27 protein-coding genes are annotated in these 24492 nt (G+C 54.7%); 9 read left to right on the forward strand and 18 right to left on the reverse strand.

Going from position 1 to position 24492, the window contains the following annotated elements; all coding sequences use genetic code 11:
* Window positions 1–47: 47 nt before the first annotated feature.
* Window positions 48–353: a hypothetical protein gene (locus tag CUZ56_RS13335; protein WP_126980906.1), complete on the forward strand. Its 306-nt coding sequence runs from the start codon at window positions 48–50 to the stop codon at window positions 351–353.
* 33 nt (window positions 354–386) lie between these two features.
* Here CUZ56_RS13335 and CUZ56_RS13340 read toward each other — a convergent pair whose 3' ends face one another.
* Window positions 387–1412, reverse strand: coding sequence for a LysR substrate-binding domain-containing protein (locus CUZ56_RS13340; protein ID WP_126980907.1), 1026 nt, complete (start codon window positions 1410–1412; stop codon window positions 387–389).
* Between the two features lie 139 nt (window positions 1413–1551).
* On the opposite strand from CUZ56_RS13340, the gene CUZ56_RS13345 reads away from it, so the two are divergent.
* Window positions 1552–2187, forward strand: coding sequence for an FMN-dependent NADH-azoreductase (locus CUZ56_RS13345; RefSeq protein ID WP_126980908.1), 636 nt, complete (start codon window positions 1552–1554; stop codon window positions 2185–2187).
* Between the two features lie 30 nt (window positions 2188–2217).
* Here the strand turns inward: CUZ56_RS13345 and CUZ56_RS13350 are convergent, their stop codons facing one another.
* The 4 genes from CUZ56_RS13350 to CUZ56_RS13365 all read right to left on the reverse strand — a co-directional run bounded on the left by CUZ56_RS13350 (window position 2218) and on the right by CUZ56_RS13365 (window position 6036).
* The gene (locus CUZ56_RS13350; protein ID WP_126980909.1) at window positions 2218–2490 is read right to left on the reverse strand and encodes a septum formation initiator family protein; all 273 of its coding nucleotides are present in this window, start codon (window positions 2488–2490) and stop codon (window positions 2218–2220) included.
* Between the two features lie 64 nt (window positions 2491–2554).
* Window positions 2555–3838 (reverse strand): phosphopyruvate hydratase, encoded by a 1284-nt coding sequence (eno, locus tag CUZ56_RS13355; protein ID WP_126980910.1) that lies wholly within the window; start codon window positions 3836–3838, stop codon window positions 2555–2557.
* 90 nt (window positions 3839–3928) lie between these two features.
* The gene (locus tag CUZ56_RS13360; RefSeq protein WP_126980911.1) at window positions 3929–4258 is read right to left on the reverse strand and encodes a DUF1330 domain-containing protein; all 330 of its coding nucleotides are present in this window, start codon (window positions 4256–4258) and stop codon (window positions 3929–3931) included.
* A gap of 122 nt (window positions 4259–4380) precedes the next feature.
* The gene (locus tag CUZ56_RS13365) at window positions 4381–6036 is read right to left on the reverse strand and encodes a CTP synthase (RefSeq protein ID WP_126980912.1); all 1656 of its coding nucleotides are present in this window, start codon (window positions 6034–6036) and stop codon (window positions 4381–4383) included.
* Window positions 6037–6266: 230 nt separating this feature from the next.
* Here CUZ56_RS13365 and CUZ56_RS13370 point away from each other — a divergent pair, with 230 nt between their 5' ends.
* Both CUZ56_RS13370 and CUZ56_RS13375 read left to right on the forward strand, forming a co-directional pair.
* Complete coding sequence (locus CUZ56_RS13370; protein ID WP_126980913.1) at window positions 6267–6710, forward strand: CBS domain-containing protein; 444 nt, start codon at window positions 6267–6269, stop codon at window positions 6708–6710.
* Between the two features lie 41 nt (window positions 6711–6751).
* Entirely contained in the window at window positions 6752–7429 is a 678-nt protein-coding gene (locus tag CUZ56_RS13375; RefSeq protein WP_126980914.1) for an SMI1/KNR4 family protein, read from the forward strand.
* 157 nt (window positions 7430–7586) lie between these two features.
* Here CUZ56_RS13375 and CUZ56_RS13380 read toward each other — a convergent pair whose 3' ends face one another.
* The 5 genes from CUZ56_RS13380 to coaBC all read right to left on the reverse strand — a co-directional run bounded on the left by CUZ56_RS13380 (window position 7587) and on the right by coaBC (window position 12021).
* The gene (locus CUZ56_RS13380; protein ID WP_126980915.1) at window positions 7587–8486 is read right to left on the reverse strand and encodes a tetratricopeptide repeat protein; all 900 of its coding nucleotides are present in this window, start codon (window positions 8484–8486) and stop codon (window positions 7587–7589) included.
* Between the two features lie 434 nt (window positions 8487–8920).
* Window positions 8921–9754, reverse strand: coding sequence for a hypothetical protein (locus CUZ56_RS13385; RefSeq protein ID WP_126980916.1), 834 nt, complete (start codon window positions 9752–9754; stop codon window positions 8921–8923).
* Window positions 9755–9818: 64 nt separating this feature from the next.
* Window positions 9819–10244 carry a hypothetical protein gene (locus tag CUZ56_RS13390; RefSeq protein ID WP_126980917.1) on the reverse strand — a complete coding sequence of 142 codons (426 nt, stop codon included), beginning with the start codon at window positions 10242–10244 and terminating at the stop codon, window positions 9819–9821.
* An 8-nt stretch (window positions 10245–10252) separates the two neighbouring features.
* Window positions 10253–10717, reverse strand: a complete 465-nt coding sequence (gene dut / locus CUZ56_RS13395) for a dUTP diphosphatase (RefSeq protein WP_126980918.1) — start codon at window positions 10715–10717, stop codon at window positions 10253–10255.
* 89 nt (window positions 10718–10806) lie between these two features.
* Window positions 10807–12021 carry a bifunctional phosphopantothenoylcysteine decarboxylase/phosphopantothenate--cysteine ligase CoaBC gene (gene coaBC, locus CUZ56_RS13400; protein WP_126980919.1) on the reverse strand — a complete coding sequence of 405 codons (1215 nt, stop codon included), beginning with the start codon at window positions 12019–12021 and terminating at the stop codon, window positions 10807–10809.
* Window positions 12022–12311: 290 nt separating this feature from the next.
* Here coaBC and CUZ56_RS13405 point away from each other — a divergent pair, with 290 nt between their 5' ends.
* Window positions 12312–12737, forward strand: coding sequence for a hypothetical protein (locus CUZ56_RS13405; RefSeq protein WP_126980920.1), 426 nt, complete (start codon window positions 12312–12314; stop codon window positions 12735–12737).
* 29 nt (window positions 12738–12766) lie between these two features.
* Here the strand turns inward: CUZ56_RS13405 and CUZ56_RS13410 are convergent, their stop codons facing one another.
* Window positions 12767–13366 (reverse strand): hypothetical protein, encoded by a 600-nt coding sequence (locus CUZ56_RS13410; RefSeq protein ID WP_126980921.1) that lies wholly within the window; start codon window positions 13364–13366, stop codon window positions 12767–12769.
* Between the two features lie 81 nt (window positions 13367–13447).
* Window positions 13448–16063: an alanine--tRNA ligase gene (gene alaS, locus CUZ56_RS13415; protein ID WP_126980922.1), complete on the reverse strand. Its 2616-nt coding sequence runs from the start codon at window positions 16061–16063 to the stop codon at window positions 13448–13450.
* 350 nt (window positions 16064–16413) lie between these two features.
* Here alaS and CUZ56_RS13420 point away from each other — a divergent pair, with 350 nt between their 5' ends.
* Window positions 16414–16719: a TFIIB-type zinc ribbon-containing protein gene (locus CUZ56_RS13420; protein WP_126980923.1), complete on the forward strand. Its 306-nt coding sequence runs from the start codon at window positions 16414–16416 to the stop codon at window positions 16717–16719.
* Window positions 16720–17078: 359 nt separating this feature from the next.
* Window positions 17079–18551: an NAD-dependent succinate-semialdehyde dehydrogenase gene (locus CUZ56_RS13425; protein WP_126980924.1), complete on the forward strand. Its 1473-nt coding sequence runs from the start codon at window positions 17079–17081 to the stop codon at window positions 18549–18551.
* A 91-nt stretch (window positions 18552–18642) separates the two neighbouring features.
* Here CUZ56_RS13425 and CUZ56_RS13430 read toward each other — a convergent pair whose 3' ends face one another.
* Window positions 18643–19071 carry a hypothetical protein gene (locus tag CUZ56_RS13430; RefSeq protein ID WP_126980925.1) on the reverse strand — a complete coding sequence of 143 codons (429 nt, stop codon included), beginning with the start codon at window positions 19069–19071 and terminating at the stop codon, window positions 18643–18645.
* Between the two features lie 98 nt (window positions 19072–19169).
* Here CUZ56_RS13430 and CUZ56_RS13435 point away from each other — a divergent pair, with 98 nt between their 5' ends.
* A complete protein-coding gene (locus CUZ56_RS13435; protein WP_126980926.1) occupies window positions 19170–19475 on the forward strand; it encodes a cyclic-phosphate processing receiver domain-containing protein in 306 nt (101 codons plus the stop codon).
* A 43-nt stretch (window positions 19476–19518) separates the two neighbouring features.
* The gene (locus tag CUZ56_RS13440; protein ID WP_126980927.1) at window positions 19519–19956 is read left to right on the forward strand and encodes a DUF7832 domain-containing protein; all 438 of its coding nucleotides are present in this window, start codon (window positions 19519–19521) and stop codon (window positions 19954–19956) included.
* Between the two features lie 32 nt (window positions 19957–19988).
* Here CUZ56_RS13440 and CUZ56_RS13445 read toward each other — a convergent pair whose 3' ends face one another.
* The 5 genes from CUZ56_RS13445 to ruvX form a co-directional block, all read right to left on the reverse strand.
* Window positions 19989–21209 carry a lysophospholipid acyltransferase family protein gene (locus tag CUZ56_RS13445; protein WP_126980928.1) on the reverse strand — a complete coding sequence of 407 codons (1221 nt, stop codon included), beginning with the start codon at window positions 21207–21209 and terminating at the stop codon, window positions 19989–19991.
* An 80-nt stretch (window positions 21210–21289) separates the two neighbouring features.
* On the reverse strand, window positions 21290–22585 hold the full coding sequence (locus CUZ56_RS13450; protein WP_126980929.1) for a dihydroorotase: 1296 nt from the start codon (window positions 22583–22585) through the stop codon (window positions 21290–21292).
* Complete coding sequence (locus CUZ56_RS13455) at window positions 22582–23541, reverse strand: aspartate carbamoyltransferase catalytic subunit (RefSeq protein WP_404948044.1); 960 nt, start codon at window positions 23539–23541, stop codon at window positions 22582–22584. Before CUZ56_RS13455 ends, CUZ56_RS13450 begins: the two co-directional genes overlap by 4 nt.
* Window positions 23541–24065 (reverse strand): bifunctional pyr operon transcriptional regulator/uracil phosphoribosyltransferase PyrR, encoded by a 525-nt coding sequence (gene pyrR / locus CUZ56_RS13460; protein WP_126980931.1) that lies wholly within the window; start codon window positions 24063–24065, stop codon window positions 23541–23543. Before pyrR ends, CUZ56_RS13455 begins: the two co-directional genes overlap by 1 nt.
* Window positions 24062–24484: a Holliday junction resolvase RuvX gene (ruvX, locus tag CUZ56_RS13465; protein ID WP_126980932.1), complete on the reverse strand. Its 423-nt coding sequence runs from the start codon at window positions 24482–24484 to the stop codon at window positions 24062–24064. Before ruvX ends, pyrR begins: the two co-directional genes overlap by 4 nt.
* Window positions 24485–24492 lie beyond the last annotated feature (8 nt).

Genomic DNA, 24492 nt, shown 5'->3' on the forward strand with positions numbered 1-24492 from the left:
ATCCAGCCAAGGGCCGGCCATACCGGCGCAGGCCAAAGGAAACAAGCATGAGCCAATCCGCAGACGCATTTTTGACTTTTCAGGAAAAATACCTCGCGCAGCTCAAAACAAAATGTTTCAGCGAACTGTCCGCATTGCCGCCCAGAACCCATATCCGGTCGCCCGACAACCTTGGCCGCTGGAAAATCTACCTGCTCAGGAAAGCAGGCGAAAACGGCGGCGTCAGAATCGAAGTGGATGGTTATCAAAGATTCCTGCTTATTTTCACGACCGGATTCAGAACCGGTTTTGAAATGCTCACCGATGGCACGCTACTGGAAGATGACTGCACCGTTGACGATAGTGACGATTAAAGCGAAGTGAAAACACCGTGCATGCCATGCACCTCAGGGTGCAAAATAAAATTTTTCAAATAAGCCATGCGGCCTGGCGTCCAGGCGTTCCACCAGATATTCAAGAAAAACCTTTAACGCCAGCGATGTGTCCAGCCGCGAGGCAAATACCGCATAAATGGTTTCAGGCGAAGACCATTCAGGAAATAACTGCTGCAGCGTGCCCTTCTCAAATTCGGGCTGGCAGAAAGCCTGCGGCAGCAATGCAACACCGGCCCCGGCAAGCACGGCCTGAATCAAGACCGTCAGGTTGTTGGAAACCAGATAAGGCGCGAGCCTGATGCGGTGCCGCTCTGGCGCTGCCGGTAATGGATGGTTTTGGCCGGCCTTGCCTTTGCGGCCAGCTTGACGCTGAAGCACCGCTTTGTGCTGCAACGCCCATGTCACGCTGCCCTCGGCCTGTGCCCCGGCAGCCGCCTGCACCAGCGTCGGCAAATGGCTCAAACTGTCTAGGCCGGTCAGTTGGCTTTTGTGCTTTTCGATCCAGGCAGGGCTTGCCACCACAATATCCTGCTGCTGCCCCAGTGTTCTCATGCGCAAACCGGAATCAGCCAAAGGCAGCGCCCTGGCACAAATCGCCAGATCAATGCCCTCCTGCAAAATATTCACTTCATGGCTTGCAGCCAGCAGCTCCAGATGCACATCAGGGTAACGTTGCAAAAATCCTGGCAGCATCGGCGCCAGCAGCAATTGTGTCATCATCACCGGGGCGCTGACCTTCAGCCACCCCTGGGGCTTATTTTGCACATTGCTGATCACTTGCCTGGCCATCTCGGCCTGCTCCAGCATGCGGTTGCATTGCTGTGCATATTGCTGCCCGGTCTCTGTCAGCGAAAAGTGGCGCGATGTGCGCTTGATCAGTTGCACCCCCAGGTGCTCCTCCAGCCGTGCGACACGACGGCTCATGAATGATTTGGACAGCCCCAGCATACGCGCCGCCTGGGTGTACCCCTGGTACTGTGCCACCGCCGCAAAACAGGCCATATCACCGAGTTCATCGCAAATGTCGTGTTGCTTCATCGTCAGTCACCTGCTCAATCGTTCTATTTTTAGAACATAAAATTACATTTTTCTGTATTTTATTTCAAAAATAAAACAATTACACTTTATTCATTGATACAGCCTTTGCAGCTATTGAACAACGGAAAGGAATACTGCCATGAACATTCTGCACATTGACTCCAGCCCCTTCGCATCAACTTCCACCTCACGCATGCTGGGCGCCAAATTCATCGCCGCTTTACGGCAAAAGTATGCTGATGTACAGGTGATCCATCGGGATGTCGGGCTTAACCCGCCGAACCATTTATCGGCTGCGGCCATGCAGGCCATGCGCAGCGGGCAGGATAGCAACCTGCCCGAATCGGTCACAGCAGAAATTGCTGAAATCGACTGGGCTATCCAGGAGTTAATGACCTGCGATATGCTGGTGATCGGTGCGCCAATGTACAACCACAGCATACCCAGCCACCTGAAAGCCTGGATTGACCAGGTGTGCCAGGCCAGGCGGACTTTCAAATACGGGCCTCACGGCCCCGTGGGGCTGGTTGATGACAAGCCTGTGTTCATCATTTCATCACGTGGTAATCTTTACAGCACCGAAGCGCTACGCGAACACGATTTTCAGGAGCCTTTTCTGGTATCGATACTTGGGCTGATGGGGCTTAAAAACGTGACTGTAATCAGAGCCGAAGGCATCGGCCTGTCAGAGCAGCACCGGGCCCAGGCCATAGAAAAAGCCGAGCAGCAGATTACCGAGTTGGTCAGGGCAGAGAAATACCTGCTGGCAGCCTGAACAGGCATCAAATCAACAGCAGAAAAAAAGTCAGCGCAACTGAATCAGAACTTCGTTGGGTTTGAGCATGCCCAGCTCTCTGCGGGCCTGCTCTTCCAGAATTTCGCTGCCTTCGCCCAGATCCTGCACTTCGGCACGTAACTGGGCGTTACGCAGGCGCAACTGCGCATTGCTTTTTTGCGCATCAGTCAGTTGTGTTTGCAGCGTTTTCATGTGGGCAATGCTGCTGCCCTCGCCCCACCAGAGTTCATACTGGATCAGCGCGAGCATCGCAGTAAGCACAGCGGCAATTAAAAAACGCATGACAATGTCATCAAAGGGGAATTAACCTCTAAACTGCCTGAAATATACAGCAAATATTCCTATCTTACCGCAAATTATAAAAGGCCGAACGTCCCGGGTAAACCGCAACATCGCCCAGGTCTTCCTCAATGCGCAGCAGCTGGTTGTATTTCGCCATGCGGTCAGAGCGGCTCATCGAACCGGTTTTGATCTGTCCGGCATTGGTGCCCACGGCAATATCGGCAATGGTGGAGTCTTCGGTTTCACCCGAACGGTGGCTGATTACCGCTGTATAGTTGGCGCGTTTGGCCATTTCAATGGCGGCAAACGTTTCGCTCAGGGTGCCGATCTGGTTGATTTTGATCAGGATGGAGTTGGCAACATCGCGCTCAATACCTTCCTTGAGGATTTTGGTGTTGGTCACAAACAGATCGTCACCCACCAGTTGCACCTTGTCGCCCAGCCGCAGCGTCAGTTTCTCCCAGCCGTCCCAGTCGTTTTCGGCCATGCCGTCTTCAATGCTGATGATCGGGTATTTGCTGCACCAGTTGGCCAGCATGTCAATCCACTCTTCGGAATTGAGTGTCAGGCCTTCTCCGCCCAGCACATACTTGCCGTCTTTGTAAAATTCGCTGGATGCGCAGTCCAGCCCCAGCACGACCTGCTCTCCGGCGGTATAGCCGGCCTTTTCGATTGCCTGCAAAATCAGCTCAATGGCGGCTTCCTGCCCGTTGACGCTGGGTGCAAAACCACCTTCATCACCCACGGCAGTGCTCATGCCTTTGTCATTGATGATGGATTTGAGTGTATGGAAAATTTCAGCGCCATAGCGAATGGCTTCGCGGAATGTGGGCGCGCCCACCGGCAAAATCATGAACTCCTGCACGTCCAGGTTGTTATTGGCATGTGCGCCGCCGTTGATCACGTTCATCATCGGCACCGGCAGTTGCACACTGCCCATGCCGCCAAAATAACGGTACAGCGGCAGGCCGGATTCTTCGGCCGCAGCACGCGCCACCGCCATCGATACGGCCAGCATCGCATTGGCACCCAGGCGGCTTTTATTGTCAGTACCATCAAGCTCAATCAGCGTCTGGTCCAGGAACGACTGTTCAGATGCATCCAGCCCCAGAATGGCTTCAGAAATTTCGGTATTGATATGCTCCACCGCATTCAGAACGCCTTTTCCGTTAAAACGGCTTTTATCGCCGTCGCGCAGCTCTATGGCTTCACGGCTGCCGGTGGATGCACCGCTGGGAACAGCGGCACGCCCCATGGCGCCCGATTCCAGCAACACATCGCATTCCACGGTTGGGTTACCGCGACTGTCCATGATTTCGCGGCCGATGATATCAACAATAGCACTCATGAAAAACCTCTCAAACGCATCTAAGTTATAAAAATGGGGGGACAAGCTCTGACAGCGCCAATCTACGTCTGCCTGCTGAACGCGGCAATCTCACGTATCCATCAGGTCGCTGTCGTCGTTGTCGTCATTATCAAAACCATCCACCGCAATCATGCGCATCACAGCAGCCCCGGCACGGGCATCACGCGCCGCACGGTATTCGGGTGAATTGTAAAACTGCCTGGCGCCCTGCATGTTGGGAAACTTCAGCACCACCATACGCGCCGGACTCCAGTCGCCTTCCAGCACCTCCACCGCCCCGCCGCGCACACAAATCTGCGCATGATAAGTGTTCATGGCGATGGTGGAAAGCTTTTTATATTCTTCATACTGCTGGGGATTGGTCACATCCACATAGGCAATGATGTATGCACTCATCAGATATTGCTCCTGTAAATTAAAACGCAGTATGACACAATCACAACACCCCTGATCACGTCACCAGAGCAGCCCGCAGGCTGCCTGGCGCGATTGTAGCCTGATTCAGGACGTGCCAACAGACCCTAGTTTTTGTCCTGTTGTGTCTTGTGCTCCAGCGCAGCATGAATAAAAGAATTGAACAGCGGGTGCCCGTTCCACGGTGTGGACTTGAATTCCGGGTGGAACTGCACCCCCATGAACCAGGGGTGCACCGTTTGCGGCAGCTCGACAATCTCAGTCAGGTGCTCCTGCTGCGTCAGCGCGGAAATCACCAGCCCGGCCGCACGCAGTTGGTCCAGGTAGTTCACATTGGCTTCATAACGGTGCCGGTGCCGCTCGGTCACCACATCACCATAAATCTGGTGTGCCAGCGTACCGGGCTGCACGTCGGAGCTTTGTGCCCCCAGCCGCATGGTGCCGCCCATGTCCGACTGGGCAGTGCGCTGTTGCAGATTGCCTTCACGGTCGCGCCATTCGGTAATCAGGGCAATCACCGGCTCGGGCGTATCGGGATTAAATTCGGTACTGTTGGCATTTTGCAAACCGGCCATGTTACGCGCGTACTCAATGGTTGCAACCTGCATACCCAGACAAATGCCCAGGTAGGGAATGCGATGCTCACGCGCATAGCGTGCCGTGGCAATCTTGCCTTCGACGCCGCGAATGCCAAACCCGCCCGGCACCAAAATGGCATCATAACGGCCCAACTGGTTGACGTTATCAGCGCAGATGGTTTCCGAATCGATATAGCTGATGTTCACTTTGGCGTGGTTATGAATGCCAGCATGGCGCAGCGCCTCATTGAGCGACTTGTAGGAGTCCGACAGGTCCACATACTTGCCCACCATCGCCACCTTGATCTCATCCTTGGGATGCTCCACCTCATACACCAGCGCATCCCAGCGTTGCAGGTTGGCCGGCTGGCAGTTCAGATGCAGTTTTTTACAAATCAGGTCATCCAGCCCCTGTTCATGCAGAATACGGGGTACTTTGTAGATGGTATCGGCGTCAGGTACCGAAATCACGCCACTGGTCACCACGTTGGTGAACAGCGAAATCTTGTCCCGCTCTTCATCGGGAATATAACGGTCGGCCCGGCACAACAGCGCATCAGGCTGAATACCGATTTCACGCAGCTTTTGCACCGTATGCTGGGTCGGTTTGGTTTTCAGCTCGCCAGCCGACGGAATCCACGGCACATAGGTCAGGTGCACAAATGCGGTCTGATCAGGCCCCAGGCGCAGGCTCATCTGGCGCACCGCCTCCAGGAACGGCTGCGACTCAATATCACCCACCGTACCGCCAATTTCCACAATCGCCACATCCACCGCATCAGGCGTATCCAGCCCGGCGCCTTTTTTAATGTAGACCTGGATTTCATTGGTCACATGCGGAATCACCTGCACCGTTTTGCCCAGGTAATCGCCATGGCGCTCTTTTTCCAGCACGCTCTTGTAAATCTGGCCGCTGGTAAAGTTGTTGGCCTTGCGCATGCGCGTACTGATAAAACGCTCATAATGCCCCAGATCCAGGTCGGTTTCAGCACCGTCGTCGGTAACAAAAACCTCGCCATGCTGAAACGGAGACATCGTACCCGGGTCCACGTTCAGATACGGGTCCATTTTAATGAGGGTGACTTTGAGGCCGCGCGATTCAAGGATCGCAGCCAAGGAAGCAGCAGCCACGCCCTTACCTAAGGAGGACACGACACCGCCGGTGACGAAAACGAATTTAGTCATTGTGCAGTTGAGGCGATACAGCTTATTTGAGCTTTTCGCAAAGCAGGTAAAACATGATTATAACGATCTGGCAAAACTTGGCTACAGATAGCGCACTAAGCCATGGTATTGCTGTCTACAAGGCAACATTGCGGTATACATGATCGGTGCAATTAAGGTATCTTTCACCTCAGATGCTGGTGTAATGCGCCATCATGCTATGATTTCCACTTTTTACAGGGTTTTCCGCCATGAATGTCAGCGATATTTTACGCATCAAAGGCCAGGGACTGTTTACCGTCACACCTGATGACCCGCTGCAACACGCTGCTGCCGTCATGGCTCAAAACCAGATCGGCTCGCTGGTTGTTGTATCGCATGGGGCCGTTGTCGGCCTGCTGACCTTCCGCGAACTGATCAAAGCCCTGACCGAACACCCGGAACAGTGGGCACACATGCAGGTGCGCACCGTCATGGACGATGCCCCGCTGACCTGCACGCCACAAACCAGCATGGACGAGATTGAGCGCGTCATCATCAGCGGCAACTATGCCCGCTACATGCCCGTCATGGAAAAAGACCAACTGGTCGGGCTGATCAGCCTGTATGACGTGGCCAAAGCCGTGCTGGAAGCCAAGGACTTTGAAAACAGCCTGCTCAAGGCCTATATCAAAACCTGGCCGGAAGAAGGATAACCCTTCATCCATCCGTTATCACAAGAGTAAACTCAACACTATTGAACACTGCTCTGATGTCATTGAGTCATTACACCCGTTACCGACATTTGGCAATTGAAAACGCGCAATCTGCGCCTGATGCAAATGAGATTGCCACATTGGAGAACGCTCTGGGCGCTTCACTGCCAAAATCATTCATGACATATTTGCAGGTGGCTAACGGCGGGCAGCACGATTATTTGCTGGATATTCCTGTGGAGCAAGGCAAGGTAGATGCCATCTGCCTGGGAGAACTGTTCTGCACCCACAATGACGGATTTCTTCAAGAAATAATTGCTGAACAAAACTCCTACCGGAAAATACCTCCGGGTGTACTACCTTTTGCAACAGACGGCAGCAACTATGCATACCTTGACCTCAGAGAAAACGCTCAGGGGCGCATCGCCGTTTTTCTGGAAGCGCTCCCGGTAGAAAGCAAATGGTCTCGGCATGATCATAAAAATGGTTTTTTTGAAATTGCACCTTCATTTGACGCCTACATCGACATGCTGCATAGCGACTTGGAAGCAATTTTGGAACTCTTTAGCAAAGAAGCACCGCCTCTGGACACAAAACAGCGTCAAGCATGGGCACAATATCTGGACATTGCTTACCCAGAATGGCGTAACGATACCATTCTTTTGACAGCTTATCAGCAAGGCACCAAGCGCGTAGACCAGTTGATGAACAATCTATAACGCGTATATGCATGCAAGCAATGCAAACAGGCGGTAAACTTATCAATCACCTGAGCTTTATCAGTAGTTTTTACAGGGCCCATAAACTCTCTGCAAAAAGGTCTCATTGGCCTGCCGCACCGCACAAGTCGGCCATGCAAATCTGTAGACATACATCTTACAAATAGCCTAACATTCTTAAACACTGTGCCAATGGCGGCTCATTCTCTTCAACTTTTTCGGCGTCAAACCCGTTTTGTACAGAAAAAGATTTGCAAGCCTCAAAATAAGCCTCTGCCGCTTTTTTCTCATCTTGGGTGACCCCGACAAGCCCCTGCGCATAATGCCGTCCAATCTGAAACAGGGCCGGTAAATAACCACAGGCTGCGGCTTTTTCCCACCATAAAAGGGCCTGGCGTACATCTTTTGAAACACCCATTCCTTTCATGCACCGCCACCCTGCTAAATACATGGCATCAACGTCTCCCGCATTGGCTAAGCGCTCAATATCAGGCATAGCGCTGTCTTTATGTAAAGGCTGCGTATAAACCGGCAACGGCTTATCTCGTTCAAATTCAAAGAAACATGACACATACTCTTGCACTGCACCTGAAAACCAGCGGGCCGCTTGAGCATAATCTGCAGGCCTTTTTTCTCCATCTCCCAGATAGTAGCAAGCCAGAACAACTTTATGTCCATCAGGGCCGTCATCCTCATCGCCCAATTCCTCGGTGAGCCATTGCAATGACTGTAAACGCTCATCCTGCGTGCCATAATCAGAGGTGAAATAGATAATAAATAAAGCCAGCTTAGCCTCTTCATCACCCTGGGCGGCTGCGGCCTGAAAATACGCCACGGCCTGGGCCTTGTCAGGCACACAACCGATTCCCCACCATGTCATTCTTCCTAATAATTCAAGGGCCTCTTGCGCGTATTTGAATCTCTCAGATTCGTCGGTAGGAAGCTCGCATTGCCGTATCAGGCGTTTTAACCAATACACCGCTTTTTCATGGTCTATTTGGTCATGGGCATCCTCATCCAACCCTGAAATAAAATCTGAAGCATAAATCTGGGCCAACGTATACTGCGCATCAGCATGTCCATGCTCTGCTGCCACAGTAAAGAGTGTGGCCGCTTCGTTGAACTTTTGATTGAGTTCCTTTTTATCATCCGTTGACAAACCCTGCTGGTAAAAAACAGCGCCTTGTTCAAACGCCTGATGGGCCTGCCCCTTTGCTCCCTCATTATGGGTATCGGTATGTGTAACCACTGTTATCTTGTCCTCCCTGATTCTTTAGATTCTTTAAATAGCAAGATATTTCCGGCCTTTGCAAAATAGCATGGTTAAACATACCATTTTCTGAAATTAAAGGGTTTATATATCGCGTACCAAATCAGAAAAATTGCATACGCAAAATTCATTTGGAATCTGGCAACCGCGCGACCAAAACCCTCATGCTCCCCGAGCGTTATCAGCCGTTTTGATAGCAGCCATCGGTTCTGTCAAAAATTTCATTGCCCCGCCGCATTGTACGAGCCAGGCATGTCAGCGCTGCCAATCGGATACCCCCATTGCCCAAGCAGGGCAGTCAGTTCCTCATGGTATTTCACGCCCCGGTCAGCTTCGGTTTCCATCGGCCAGCGCCAGTGCCCCCTGACGCTCAGGCGGTGCATATCCACATACAGTTCACCGTGCAGATCGCCAGAGAGGTCTTTCGCCACAACCCGTATTTCATCCGGCAGGTCTTGCAACACCTCATCCTGAAGTTCAAGCAACGTGATTTTTACTTTGTCCTGCTGCTTTTCCAGACCCGTGATGGTTTTTTCATAAAAATCGTTTAATACCACGGACGGATCGCGATGGCGCCGGTACCAGCGTTTCAGCCTGCTCAGCGTACCTGTGGCCAAAGGCTCAGCGCTCTTTGTGCCAATACTTGTACTTGTTCCTGTGCTTGTTGTGCCTTGAAGCTCCGCTGATCGCAGGCGCTCTGTTACTTCAGCCTCTACCGCCTTGAGTCGCAACCAGAAACGCTGCGTGGCCTGTTCTATGTGCTCCCGGTCGGCATCCTGCTCCAGCAAATAAATGGCCTCGCCCGCAAGCAGATCAAGCAAGTGTTTATCCGTTTCATGGAGGGCATCTTCTTTGTACCAGCTCGCAATGTCCAACGACACCACTTTATGTCTGGCCCAGGGGTTCACGATAACCTGTTGGGTATTGAGTTGGTTAAAAACACCTTGCGCTGGCGCAGACAGTATATAGCTGAAAAAACGACTCAGAGCACCGACCAGCTCCGCCTCATTGGCCGCCCGGCACACCACAAAATCAATCGATCCAAACGGCAGCATAAATCACCTGTTGGCAAACATTATTCGTGATAGGACCATGCGCCCCCAGCCTGGTCGAAATCCATCACGATGTGCCGCTATCTTCAAAATCCGCATCATGTCTTTGATCATACTGTGCCCAATAAGCATCCCAGTTGTCATCCTGCGGACATGGATCTATCTGTCCTTGCTGATTTTCATCTGCATGTGCCAAAAGAATGTAACGATCCCAGTTTTGGTCAAGCACCAGAACCACAATCCAATACGGCTTTAAGATGCTTAGCGGAGAATTTCCCTCCTCCACCTGAGCCTGCAGCTCGTTCCAGAACATGCGAACATTGTCAAACTGCTGGCCTTTAAAAAAGAGGTTAAGGAACTCATCTTTCGCGTCATATTCACTGGCCTCAAACTTTAACTCATGACTTTGGGCCAGCCGGTCCAACGCTTCGAGTACATCAGCATTTAATGACTGATGTACCTGAATACAAATATCATAATCCATAGCACTCATCTTCAAAATCAGCTTTTCCCGGTAGAACCATACCCGCCGGTGCCACGTGCAGTCTCCTGCCCGAACTCATCCACCACCTGAAACTGAGCCTGTACTACCGGCACAATCACCAGTTGCGCCAGGCGCTCAAACGGCTGCAACGTGTAGGCAGTCTGGCCGCGGTTCCAGGCCGCAATCAGCAACTGCCCCTGGTAATCGCTGTCGATCAGCCCCACCAGATTGCCCAGCACAATGCCGTGTTTGGAGCCCAGGCCTGAGCGCGGCAGAATCACTGCGGCCAGCCCGGGGTTGCCGATGTGAATGGCCAACCCCGTGCCGATCATCTGCGTGGCGCCGGGCTCCAGTTTAACAGGCGCATCTATGCAGGCATGCAGATCCAGCCCGGCGCTGCCGGTTGTGGCATAACGCGGCAGATAGTCTTTCATGCGCGGGTCAAGCAGTTTGAGTTCAATGGGGGCCGGGGATGCATTCATGTTCATAACTTCCAATCTATATTCTGTAGCAGCAACAGCCATTTTGGCCGCTGATCAATTTTTAAAATTCAGTCTGTGACAAACGGGTATTAAGCGGTTTTCTGTGCATTGACCCGCTGCGCTATTTCAGCCACCAGTTGCCGCGCCAGCGTCAGTTTATCGGCCCGCATCAGTTCTTTCACCCCGTCATCATCCACCAGCAGCAGCACATTGTCGTCCTGCCCGAAAGTGGCCGGCCCCAGGTTGCCGACAATCAGCGGAATATTTTTCCGCTGGCGTTTCTCCCTGGCGTGGTGCAGCAGGTCATGACTTTCAGCAGCAAACCCCACGCAGTAAGGGCGCTCGGGCAATGCTGCAACGCTTGCCAGAATATCGGGGTTTTCTTCCAGCTCAAACTGAGGCGCAACACGGCTGCCATTCTTTTTGATTTTGTAATCGGAGGTTTTGGCCGGCCGCCAGTCGGCCACCGCCGCAGTCGCAATAAAAATATCATGCGCACGCACACAACCCATCACCGCGTCAAACATCTGCTGAGCGGTCTGCACATCCATACGCTGCACTCCCGCCGGGGTGTCAAGCACCACCGGGCCTGCCACCAGCGTCACATCGGCCCCGGCTTCGCTGGCCGCGCGTGCAATGGCAAACCCCATTTTGCCGCTGGAATGGTTGGTAATGCCGCGTACCGGGTCAATCGGTTCAAACGTCGGCCCGGCCGTAACCAGTACACGCCGCCCGGACAGCACTTTGGGCTGAAAATAGGCCACCAAGGCATCCAGCATTTCCTGTGCTTCCAGCATGCGGCCTTGCCCGACTTCGCCACATGCCTGCGCACCGGAAGCAGGCCCCATGATGATGGCGCCATCCTGCACCACCTGCTGCACATTGCGCTGGGTTGCCGGGTGTACCCACATTTCACGGTTCATCGCCGGTGCCAGCAACAGCGGGCAGCGTTCCGCAGGACGGGCCAGGCACAGCAAAGCCAGTAACTCTGAGGCACGCCCGGCAACCAACTGCGCCATAAAATCGGCCGAAGCCGGCGCTACCACAATGGCATCGGCCTGGCGTGTCAGGTTGATATGCGCCATGGCGTTATTCTGCCGCAGGTCCCACTGCGAGGTATACACCGGCCGGCCCGACAGCGCCTGCATGGTCATCGGTGTGATGAATTGGCACGCCGCATCGGTCATCACCACCTGTACGGTGGCTCCATTGGCTTGCAGCAGGCGGCATAATTCGGCCGCCTTGTAAACAGCCACACCGCCTGTAAGACCCAGAACAATATGTTTGCCTTGAAGGTCACGCATCTTCTTCGCCCATCCTTTTGGTCATGCTCTCAACCCCGCAGTATGCCATGGTTTACATCGATTGGCCGCAAAGGCTGGCAATTCAAATACAGGCATTCTGCCAATAAAAAGTGCTTTTGAACACATGCCGTCCCCTCAACGCATCATGGCAAACACCCGGTGGCAATCACAGAAGCTGCATTTCATACATCATGTAGAATGAATTTCATGCCTGATCGTAGCGCCCGTTACACCCTGGCACACGGGTGTGGCAGTTGATGATCTTTGTCTTTTTATATACGGTACCACCTATGAAAAAACTGTTTTGCTCCATTTGCCTTTGTTTAATGCTACCGCTGACAGCCATGGCCCAGGCAAACGGCAACACGCCAAATGAGCCGGACACACCGCAGCTTTTGCGCACCCTGCTGCAACATGATACGCTGGTTATTACAGGCCACCCGTCCTGCAAGAGCGTATTCATGTCTGAAGGGCAAAGCACATTGGGCGAATACCTCTATGGACTGCTTGGCCTGTTTGAAGAGCCGGGCAACAACCTGATTAGAAAAGAGTGCCTGCAGGCTGAAAACGGCGAAAGCGGCATCTGGCATTGCAGCCTAATGTTTCAGCACAACGAGCCCGACAATGAAGTGTTTTACACCTATGGCGTGGAGTTTGACCTGAATGATAAACAGGAACTCATCACCAACTCGCTCACCTGCCCCGGTGCCGGCTGACCGCAGCTATTGGAATCAATAAAATATTTTTAACACTTGAGCGCAGAAACCGGCAACAGGCTGGCATGCACTTTTTTGCATGTCAGCGTTCCTTGCAGCCCATAATTTGCGCTCAGATGAACCTGGATGCCATCGGGGTGGTTGCGAAAATCGAGTTGGAGCAACTCATTTTCCGCCTCCCACGGTTCAAACCCGCCTGAGCCTATTTCTGTCATATTGATGCGTAAAATCTGCTCAAACATGCTCAGATGAATATCCAGCACCACCTGATGCGCATTCGCTGAAAACGCCACAATCTTTTCATAATGGCAGGCAGGAAATATCCGGGTCACTTCCATCACCTTGTCTGCACCATCTACAGAGGCAAGAAAAGAAAATAGCAATTCAAATGCAATATCGCCCTGCATTTCGTCTTTATAGTCGCGGGACATATAAAGCTGTGCCAACCGGCCCTGAACCGTTTGCACAGTGGCAATGAACTTTCTGCCTTCTGAGCCCACCACCCACAAAAGGTCTCCCTGCTGCCAGCCAGGTTCAAAATCATGCTTTCCGTGCAGCTCGTAAAGCCCGGTTTGCACTTCACGGATAGTGGTTACATTCTGCCTAAAAACAGTCTCATGCTGCTTCATTGCCTGCCTTCATACGCTCATGAAAAGGGGAAGGATTTCACGCCTTCCCCTTATCTTATAACGTACTGACTCAACCGGCGTTTATAACCGTTCACTCAACCACGGCGTCACGCTTTGCAGCGCAGAGCCCAGGTGTGCCGGCTCAGTGCCGCCGGCCATGGCCATATCGGGCTTGCCGCCGCCTTTGCCGCCAACCTGCTGCGCCACCATGTTGACCAGTTCACCGGCCTTGACCTTGCCAATAAGGTCTTTGGTCACCCCGGCCGCCAGTTGAATTTTGCTGCCCTCGGTGCTGGCCAGCAGCACCACAGCGCTGCCAAGCCGGGCTTTGAGCTTGTCCATGGTTTCACGCAATATCTTGGCGTCCGCTCCGTCCAGCGTGGTCACCAGCACTTTCACGCCCTTGACATCACTGGCCTGCTCGGCCAGTTCATCGCCCTGGCTGGCTGCCAGCTTGCTCTTAAGTGCCGCAATTTCTTTTTCCAGCGCACGCATGTCATCCAGCGTCTGCCCGATACGCTGCTGCAGCTCGGCAGGGGCCGCACGCAAGGTGGCAGCCGACTGCTGCACGGTTTCTTCCATGCTTTGCAGATAGTGCAATGCGTTCAGGCCCGTAACCGCCTCAATACGGCGCACACCTGCGGCCACACCGGATTCGGACACAATCTTAAACAGGCCAATATCACCGGTACGCTCCACGTGCGTGCCACCGCACAATTCACGTGAGGAACCAATGTCAAGCACACGCACTTCGTCGCCGTATTTTTCGCCAAACAGCATCATGGCGCCGCTCTCTTGAGCTTCTTCTATCCCCATCAGGCGGGCATGCGTTTCCTGATTGGTCAGCACCTCGATGTTGACGCGGTTCTCAATGTCGATCATCTGTTCACGCGTCACCGGCACATCGTGCGAAAAGTCGAATCGTGTTTTGTCTGAATCAACCAGTGAGCCTTTTTGCTGCACGTGGCTGCCCAGCACCTCGCGCAATGCCTTGTGCAGCAGATGCGTGGCACTGTGGTTGCGCATGGTGGCGCCGCGCAAAATTTCGTTCACCTGCGCATTCAGCGCATCACCTATATGCAGCGCGCCTTTTTCCAGCACGCCATGGTGCCCAAACACATTGGCATGAATTTTCTGCACATCCAGCACAGCAAACACTGCATCCTGCCCGCCCCGCAACATGCCCTGGTCGCCTACCTGGCCGCCACTTTCGGCATAAAACGGCGTGTGGTCCAGTACCACCACGGCGTGCTGCCCGGCAACGACTTTGTCAACCGGTGAGCCTTCCACATACAGCGCCGTGACTTTGGCGCCCTGAACCGTGGTGCGCTCGTAGCCTTCAAATGTTGTGGGCACGCCGCTGTATTCCAGTATCTTGTCCATTTTGAATTTGCTGGCCGCCCTGGCCTGCTCTTTCTGATGGTTCATCGCAATGTTAAAGCCGGCTTCATCCACTTTCACACCGCGTTCACGGCAAACGTCGGCAGTCAGGTCCAGCGGAAAACCATAGGTATCGTGCAGCTTGAACGCCACATCGCCCGAAAGCTCTTTCACGCCTGAGGCCAGTTCTGCTTCCAGAATGCCCATGCCGTCCACCAGCGTTTCATAAAAACGGTTTTCCTCGGCGGCAATTACTTCGGTAATGCGGTTGCTGTGTTCCACCAGTTTCGGATAGGCCGCACCCATCTGCTCCACCAATGCGGGCACCAGTTTATAAAAGAAAGGTGTTGTACAGCCCAGCTTGTAACCATGGCGAATGGCACGGCGAATGATGCGGCGCTGCGTATGCCCGCGCCCTTCATTGCCGGGAATCACGCCATCGGCAATCAGAAACGCGGCTGCACGGATATGGTCGGCAATCACTTTCAAAGACGGGTTGTTCAAATCCGTTGTATGGGTGGCCTGGGCAGCCGCCTTGATCAGGGCCTGGAACAGGTCAATCTCATAATTGCTGTGCACGTGCTGCATGATGGCGGCAATGCGCTCCAGCCCCATGCCGGTATCCACGCACGGGTGCGGCAGCTTGGTCAGCGAGCCGTCAGCCTTCATGTCAAACTGCATGAACACGTTGTTCCAGATTTCGATATAGCGGTCACCATCCTCATCGGGGCTTCCCGGCGGGCCGCCAGCCACTTCCGGGCCGTGGTCATAGAAAATTTCTGAACACGGGCCGCATGGGCCGGTATCGGCCATCATCCAGAAGTTGTCCGACGCATAACGCGACCCCTTGTTGTCACCAATGCGGATCACACGCTCAGGCGGCAGGCCAATGTCTTTGGTCCAGATGTCATAGGCTTCGTCATCCTCGGCATAGACGGTAGCCCACAGGCGGTCTGCTGGCAGTTTGAATTCCTGCGTCAGCAGTTCCCAGGCCCATTGCAGCGCTTCTTTCTTGAAATAGTCGCCAAAACTCCAGTTACCCAGCATTTCAAAAAAAGTATGGTGGCGCGCGGTATAGCCCACATTTTCCAGATCATTGTGTTTGCCGCCGGCACGCAGGCACGCCTGCACCGAAACCGCCCGCTTGTAAGGGCGCACATCGGTGCCCAGGAACACATCCTTGAACTGCACCATGCCTGAGTTGGTAAACATCAGGGTCGGGTCATTGGCAGGCACCAGCGATGATGTCGGCACAATGGTATGCCCGCGTTTGGCAAAAAACTCCAGGAATTTGGAACGAATCTCAGCGACTTTCATGAAAAACCTTTGGCTAACTTTCACATCGTTTTTATGGCGCAAACCTTTCTGGCATCAAAAGCGGGTTTTGACCGGCATTCAATTCTGCGTAGCCTGATATTTGCGCGAACTTTTAATTATATTCCAGAGTAGGGAAACGCATCTGCACGCCTGTTGTAACGCCATATTTCGCAATTCCGTAGAAAAACAGGTGAATAAACGGCTAAAGCAGGCTTTTCGCACATACAATTTTTCATAATTAACTTTGTGCTGCATTTCCCGGCACTTTCAGCCCAGGCCATGGGTCCGTGGGCAGCAATTACATCGGGTGCAAGCACACCCACCACACGACATACGACACAGGAGCTGCGATGTTTTGCCCCCGTTGCCATAGCGTTCAACTTGCCGTTGCCCACTACCAGGATATTGAAATTGACCACTGCGAGCAATGTCATGGTATCTGGCTGGATAAAAATGAGTTGCAGAAAATCATCGAAAGGGAAACCGCTGACCGCAACGGTGATGGCGACAGTTATGAAACCGATCTGGGCGCGGACCACACATCCAATGAAGCCGACACGTTGCCAACAGACCTTGACGGATCAGCCATTGCAGACATTGGTGAGGCGGCAGGCGGTGATATCTGGGATTTTTTAGGCAGCCTGGCCGATCTGTAACCCGAACCCAGCGGCAGCAGAGCATGCATTCCATCCGGCAGATTTCCAGCAGATTCCCAGCAAATTTCCGGCAGATTAACAGCTCTGTAATCACTGCCTTTTAAGCCCGTGGTGGTCAAGATTCTGCGATCGGCGTACGATCAAGGTTGAAGTCAACCATATTCAAAACCATTGTGTATCGTGCGGTCATGCGCCCATGGATGGAGCGCCCCCGTTGCCGCACAGACTTTCACGGCGGTTTGCTGTGCATCAAACCATTGCCTTCAAGCGTACGGCATGATCACCTTGCAGCAGGCACAGCCAGACAGCCCATCCGGTTTTGAAAAATATGGCGTACTGCATTCAATCAAGGAGTCATTATGAACACCCATGTATCGCCGCTTGCTTCGCTGAAAGACGGCTCTTTACTCAAAACCCAGGCTTTTATTGACGGCAAATGGGTTAGTGGCAACGAAACTTTTCCGGTCATGGACCCGGCAACCGGGCTCAAGCTGACGGATGTCACATCGGTTGACGCCAAAACCACCGCACACGTGATTGAAGTGGCGGACAAGGCATTTACCCAATGGAGCAAGCTCACCGCCAGTGAACGCGGCCAGTTACTGCACAAATGGTATGCGCTGCTGGTTGAAAATACCGATGACCTGGCCCGCATCATGACGGCTGAGCAGGGCAAACCTTTTGCCGAGGCCAAAGGCGAAATCAGCTACGGTTCCTCTTTTGTACAGTGGTTTGCCGAAGAAGGCCGCCGCGTTTATGGGGAAACCATTCCCACCCACGACAGCAACAAGCGGCTGCTCGCTATCCGCCAGCCGGTCGGGGTGTGTGCTGCCATCACGCCGTGGAATTTTCCACTTGCGATGATCACGCGCAAAGTGGCTCCGGCGCTGGCCGCAGGCTGCACCGTCATCATCAAACCCGCCAGCGAAACACCGCTAACAGCGCTGGCTGCGGTGGAACTGGCTGCACGCGCGGGTATTCCGGCCGGTGTCATCAATATTCTGCCCACTCGACATTCATCTGAAGTGGGTGCCGTGCTGTGCGAATCGCCCACCGTGCGCCACCTGAGTTTTACCGGCTCCACCGAGGTCGGGCGCATCCTGATGAAACAATGCGCCTCCACCATCAAAGGGCTTTCGCTGGAACTGGGCGGCAACGCGCCTTTCATTGTGTTTGATGATGCTGATCTGGAGTCCGCCGTAGCCGGCGCGCTGGCGGCCAAATACCGCAACGCCGGGCAGGTGTGTGTATCACCCAACCGCTTTTATGCCCAGGCCGGCATTTACGACAAGTTTGTCAAACTGCTGGCGGAGAAAACCAAAGAGGTCAAGGTCGGCAACGGCTTTGAAGCCGGTGTGCAGGTTGGTCCGCTGATCGACGCCAAAGCCGTCAAAAAAGTCAGTGAGCATATTGCAGACGCCGCTCAGAAAGGCGCGCGCGTGCTGGCGGGCGGCCAAGTCATTGAAGGCCAGTTTTTTGCGCCGACGGTTTTGGCCGACATCACACCGAACATGATCCTCACGCAGGAAGAAACATTCGGTCCGGTCGCCGCTGTGGTCAAATTCACCGATGAGGCCGACGTGATACGCCAGGCCAACGATACCATTTACGGCCTGGCTTCGTATTTTTACAGCCGTGATATCGGCCGCATCTGGCGTGTGGCCGAAGCGCTGGAGTACGGTATGGTGGGCATTAACACCGGTTTGATTTCCACCGCAGAAGTTCCGTTCGGTGGCGTCAAGCAGTCCGGGCTCGGGCGTGAAGGCGGCCGTCAGGGCATTGACGACTATGTGGAAACCAAATACCTGTGCATGGGCGATATCCAGTCGTGATGCTGCCTTAGCAGCAATGGCAAAGGGCGCACCATGCGCCCTTTTTGCTGTTCATTGCCTTATGTGATGGCCGGCCAGACCTGGCATGCACTCAGTCATCAAACTGCCAGAACTTCCACCATGGTTTTGTCGGCGTTGTGCTGTCCGGCGGTATTTCGTTACCCTGCGCGTCAAAACAGGCGCCATCATCACCCTGAATCCGCGCCCCCAGCTTTTGCGCCAGTTGCCACATTTTGCCCATCACTTCCTGGTCCGGGTTGATCACCTGCACATTGCCGCTCACATACTCAAACCACACCGGCTGGCCGCCTGACTGGTTGCGCGAGTACGCCTGCCAAGACGCCAGCCCTTGCGGCGCATCCGACATTTTTTTACCGTGGTCGTCTTTCCACTGCCGGCTTCCACCCAGGCGCATGTCCGGATCGCTCTGTACCAGCGTCACCCATTCATCCAGCGTAATGTCCGGCCCGCCCTGCTCTGACCATTGACCCCTGCGCGTAATGTGCACGCTGTAACTCATGAAAACCTCTTGCCTTGATACACAGAAAAAGGTATTGTACTTGCATGAGCCTTCCGTACTCATACCTCCCTTTTGAAAACATGTATTAATTCCCTGATATGAAAGTTTTTCTTGATGATTTGCGCACCCCGCCACCGGGCTGGATTCTGGTGGCCTGGCCTGAAGAGGCCATTGCGCTGCTTAAAACCGGGCAGGTCACCGACATCAGCCTGGACCATGACCTGGGCGATGACGAACGCGGCACCGGTTATGATGTGCTGCTGTGGATTGAAGAGGCTGTGGCGCTGCACGGGTTTCAGCCCCCCAACATCACCATTCATTCAGCCAATTATTCGGCCCGCTCCAAAATGGAGGCTGCGGTGCAGAGCATTCTGAACATCAAACGCCAATTAAAGCGGCCCTGATAAAATCAGGCACTTTCACCCATACAGCAAAAAGGAAAGCATCATGTCAATTGACCGCATGGACTGGCATTACGGCGGCGATTATCCTGAAGACCTGCCGGATGAAAATGGCGGCACACACATTGGCATGTTTCTGACGTGGCTCATCCATCACCACCTTGAAAGCACTTTTTTGCAGGAAGAAGCTGCTGCAGAGCTTGACGCCGTACGCAGCCGGCAGATGACCGGGCGCGACTTTCTCATGAAAGTCTGCGACGAAAAATTCATCGAGGAAGACCTCAGTGATGAGGGGCTGGCCTTTACCCGCTTTTATTATGACAACAACAGCCCGAATGAAGGCTATATCGCCGATTATGAAAAGGCGCTCTCACGCATTCTGCCTTCGGTCTACCATGTGGAAGACAACTGGGAGAATTACGACCGGATTGAGCCTTACATCTCACAGGCTTACCGGGGCTGGAAAGCTACTCAAAAACCGTAGCCAGTCCAGGCAGGCTATACAGGTCCCGTCTTTTAAACAGCTTTGGCGGCCTGTGCCGCCGGCTCAAACGCATCGCCCTGCCAGTCAGCAGGCAACCCCTGTTCAGCGCATTGCAGCCAGTTTTCAAACTGTTCCAGCGCCCACAGGGCAAACTGGGGCAATGCAGTAGGTACCGCCGCTTTTTTGTTGCTGAGCCATTCGTCCATGCTGCGCTCACACACCTGTGCCGCCTGTGCCTGCGGCGCATGGCCCATCGCCTGACAGGCGCCTTTGAACACGTTGAACGACTGCCTTAAGTCCAGCAATGCATCGCGGTTGGCGCCGTTGGCCTGCAGTTTTTGCGCGCTATTGCGCCCTGTGGTGACGAGTAAACGCATATCCTGCCAGAACCGCTGTTGCTGCTCAGTCTCGCTCACTACAGGCGTAAACACCTGCGTTGCATACGATTTGACCGGCTGTTCCGGCACGGCAAAATCGGGCAGACGGGCCTGGTAGGTCAGTTCAAACAGCACGCCTTCCAGTTGCTGCTGCACGCGTGCGGTCAGGCTGCGCCGATCATCCTGCTGCGTCACCGGCATCGGCTCCAGCCCCACCACCAGCGCCTTGATGTCACCATTGCGGATAATGCGCCACAAGGTTCCCAGCATGCTGTCAGGCCCGGCATATACGGCGTCGCGCGACGGGCGCAGGCTTTGCGAGGTATGGTAGCGCAGCGCCACCGCCTGCACCGGGCACTGGGCCGCGATGGCACCTTCAAACAGGCTCGCATGCAAAGGCAGCAGCCCGGCACCATTGTCCGTAGTGCCTTCCGGGAAAAAAGCCACGCAATCATCCTGCATCAATGCCTCGCTGATTTCCCTCGACATGCGGATGGCGTCTTTGATGCTGCTTCTTTTAAGGAACAGGGTGCCGGCATTTCTGGCCATACGGCCAATCAACGGGTACCCCTCCACTTCTGATTTGGCAATGAAACGGCACGGCGAGCAGGCATACAGCACCAGAATATCCAGCCACGACACATGATTGGAAACCCGCAGGCAACGCTGATCTGCCAGCGGCACGCCCTGCCGCTCCAGCGTCACGCCCAGAATGCCCAGAATATTGAGCGCCCAGCGACGCATGTACTCCTGGCGGGCCGGGATATCCATTTTTTCAAAATGAAACAGGATCCTCCAGACCACCTTGAACATCGACCCCAGAACCAGCAGGATTTTCCACAAAGAGGTTAGCACCGGGCGCTTTTTATAATTCACTCTGTCCACTCATTTTCAACGACAGGCTGCATATTAAGCGCACGGAAGAATAATTGCAAATGCCACCCCCTTATGCACCATTAACCGTGCTCATAGGCAATATGGCCGGCCACAATGGTCATCTGCACCTGGCCGGTAAGCGTTTGCCCGGCAAACGGCGTGCTCTTGCCCTGCGTTGCCATGCCTGCCATGTCCACTTTCCATTCCTTGTCCGGGTCAAACAGGCACAGGTCGGCCACGCCCCCTTCCGTCAGTTGCCCGGCACTGGCCGCCAGCGACCCCAGCGATTTTCCAAGCACCTTGACCGGAATGCAGGTGATGCGTGCCAGCGCATCGGCCATGCTAAGTTTTTCCTCTTTGGCCCAGCGCAGCGCCAGCCCCAGCAACAGCTCCATCCCTACCGCGCCGGGTTGGGCCTGGGCAAAAGGCAGCACTTTCAGGTCTGCATCCACCGGCGTATGGTCGCTTACCAGCACGTCAATCACACCTTCGGCCAGCGCATCACGCAAGGCCTGACGGTCCGCCGCCTGGCGCAGTGGCGGATAAACACGGTAGGCGGCATCAAAGTCTTTGATATCGGCATCGGTCAGATGCAGCGAGTTGATGCTGACATCGGCCGTGACCGGCAGCCCCTGCGCTTTGGCCTGCCGTACCAGTTCCACCCCGGCCGCACTGGATACACGGCTGATGTGCAACCGCACGCCGCTGGCTTTGGCCAGCTCAAATATGCTGTACAGCGCAATGGTCTCGGCAATCGACGGCACGCCGGAAAGCCCCAGCCGCGTTGCCAGCGCGCCGCTGGCCGCCACACCGCCGCCAAGCTGGGCATGTGTGGGCTGCAGCCAGACCGTGTAGTTGAAAGTGGCGGCGTAACGCATTGCACGCAGCAGCACCTCCAGGCTGACAATCGGCGTATCGGCCTGGCCAAACGCAATGCAGCCGGCGTCAGTCAGCTCCGACATTTCTGTGAGCGCCTCGCCCTGCAAGCCTTTGGTCAGCGCACCTTGCGCAAACAGGCGGCAATAGCTCAGCTTGCGCGCGCGCCGCTTGAGCATTTCAACCAGCCCCGGCTCATCGAGCACCGGGTCGGTATCCGGTGAGCACACCACACTGGTGATGCCACCGGCAGCAGCGGCTTTCAGCTCGCTTTCCAACATGCCTTCGTGTTCATGACCGGGCTCTCCCAGGCGGGCGCACAGGTCAACCAGGCCGGGGGCCACCACCAGGCCGGTGGCGTCAATCACACGGTTGGGTTTGAACTCGGGCGATACACGCCCCATGTGGATAATTCTTCCGGATGCAATTGCAACATCCTGCTGCACATCCAGGCCAGACGCCGGATCCACCACCCGGCCATTTTGAATCAGGATATTCATGCCTCGTTCCCCGCTATGATAGACATCACCGCCATACGTACCGCAATACCAAACGTCACCTGTGACAAAATCACCGCCTGCGGGCCATCCACCACGCTGGAGTGTATTTCCACCCCGCGGTTGATCGGCCCGGGGTGCATCACAATGGCGTCCGGTTTGGCCATCGCCACGCGTTCGGGCGTCAGTCCATACGTCTTGAAGTATTCACCGGTGGACGGCAGCAGCGCGCCACTCATGCGCTCGTTTTGCAGCCGCAGTGCAATCACCACATCGGCATCGCGTATGCCTTCTTCCAGCGAATGGCAGATGCGCGTGCCCATGGCCGCCATGTCGGCCGGCACCAGCGTTTTGGGCCCCACCAGCCGGATATCGGGCACGCCCAGCGTGCGCAGCGCATGAATGTCGGAACGCGCCACGCGCGAGTGCAGCACGTCACCCACAATGGCGACCGACAGGTTGGTAAAGTCTTTTTTGTAATGCCGGATGGTATACATATCCAGCAAGCCCTGCGTCGGGTGCGCGTTGCGCCCGTCACCGGCGTTAACCACGTGCACATGCGGCGCCACGTGCTGCGCAATCAGCCAGGGAGCGCCGCTGTCATAATGGCGCACGACAAACATGTCGGCATGCATCGCACACAGGTTGTCCACCGTATCGAGCAGCGTTTCGCCCTTGGCGGTGGAAGAGCGTGCAATATCCAGGTTGAACACGTCTGCCGAGAGCCGTTTGGCGGCAATTTCAAACGTGGTACGCGTGCGCGTGGAGTTTTCAAAAAAGATGTTGAACACACTTCTGCCGCGCAGCAGCGGCAGCTTTTTCACTTCGCGGTCATTCACACTGACAAACCCCGCTGCGGTGTCCAGAATCTGGGTCATGGTTTCACGCGGCAGGCCATCTGTGGTCAGCAGGTGTACCAGCTCCCCGTTTTTATTGAATTGAATATCCCTTCTGTTCATCAAGATGCATCTCCTTGCGCGGTACTCTGAATTTCAAAGGCAAAGGTCCCATCGTCATTGCATGCCAGCGCCAGCGTTTTCTCATCCGGCAGGCGTACTTTGGCAGCGGCAAACTCGGCCTCAATCGGCAGTTCGCGTCCGCCCCGATCCACCAGCACCACCAGCGATACCTGCTGGGGCCGCCCATAGTCAAACAGTTCGTTCAATGCCGCACGGATGGTGCGGCCGGTATAGAGCACATCGTCAATCAGGATGATGTGCGCGTCCTGCACCTCAAACGGCAGCGTGGTCGGGTGGCTGATGGCAGCGAGCCCCCGGCGGTTGAAGTCATCGCGGTGCAGCGCCGAGGAAAGCTCCCCGAGCGGATTTTTCAGGTTCAGGTCGCGGTACAGGCGCTCAGCCAGCCAGACCCCGCCTGAATAAATGCCTACCAGATAGGTCTGCGGCTTTTGCTGTAGCTGTGCACGCACAGCCTGCAGCAAATCAGCATAGAGTGCTTCCGCATCCAGCGTCAATGTGCTCATGTCAGATTCCTTAAGTATTGTTCTAAGATAAGGGCAGCCGCCTGCGCGTCTGCCTGCAACCCGGTTGCGCCCATTTCATGGGCGCTGGTCGTGGTGTAGCGCTCGTCGGCTTCGAAAACAGGTAAATGAAAGCGGCCATGCAACTGCCTTGAAAACCGGCGGGCACGCAGCGTATTTTCATGCTCGGCCCCGTCAGGATGAAACGGCACCCCCACCACCAGCAGTTGCGGCTGCCACTCGGCGATAACGCCGGCAATCTGCTGCCAGCGGGCGTCTCCTGTGGCGGCAATGGTTTGCAGCGGCCTGGCGCTTTGCGTCAGCGTATTGCCCACAGCAACGCCAACCCGTTTTTCGCCATAGTCAAATCCCAATAAGGTCTGTGGCGTTAAACGGGTTGCTGAAAAAAGGTTTTCCGCCATCTTATACA

The organism is Saezia sanguinis (assembly GCF_003991585.1).
In the GTDB taxonomy this organism is placed as follows: Bacteria; Pseudomonadota; Gammaproteobacteria; order Burkholderiales; family Burkholderiaceae_C; genus Saezia; species Saezia sanguinis.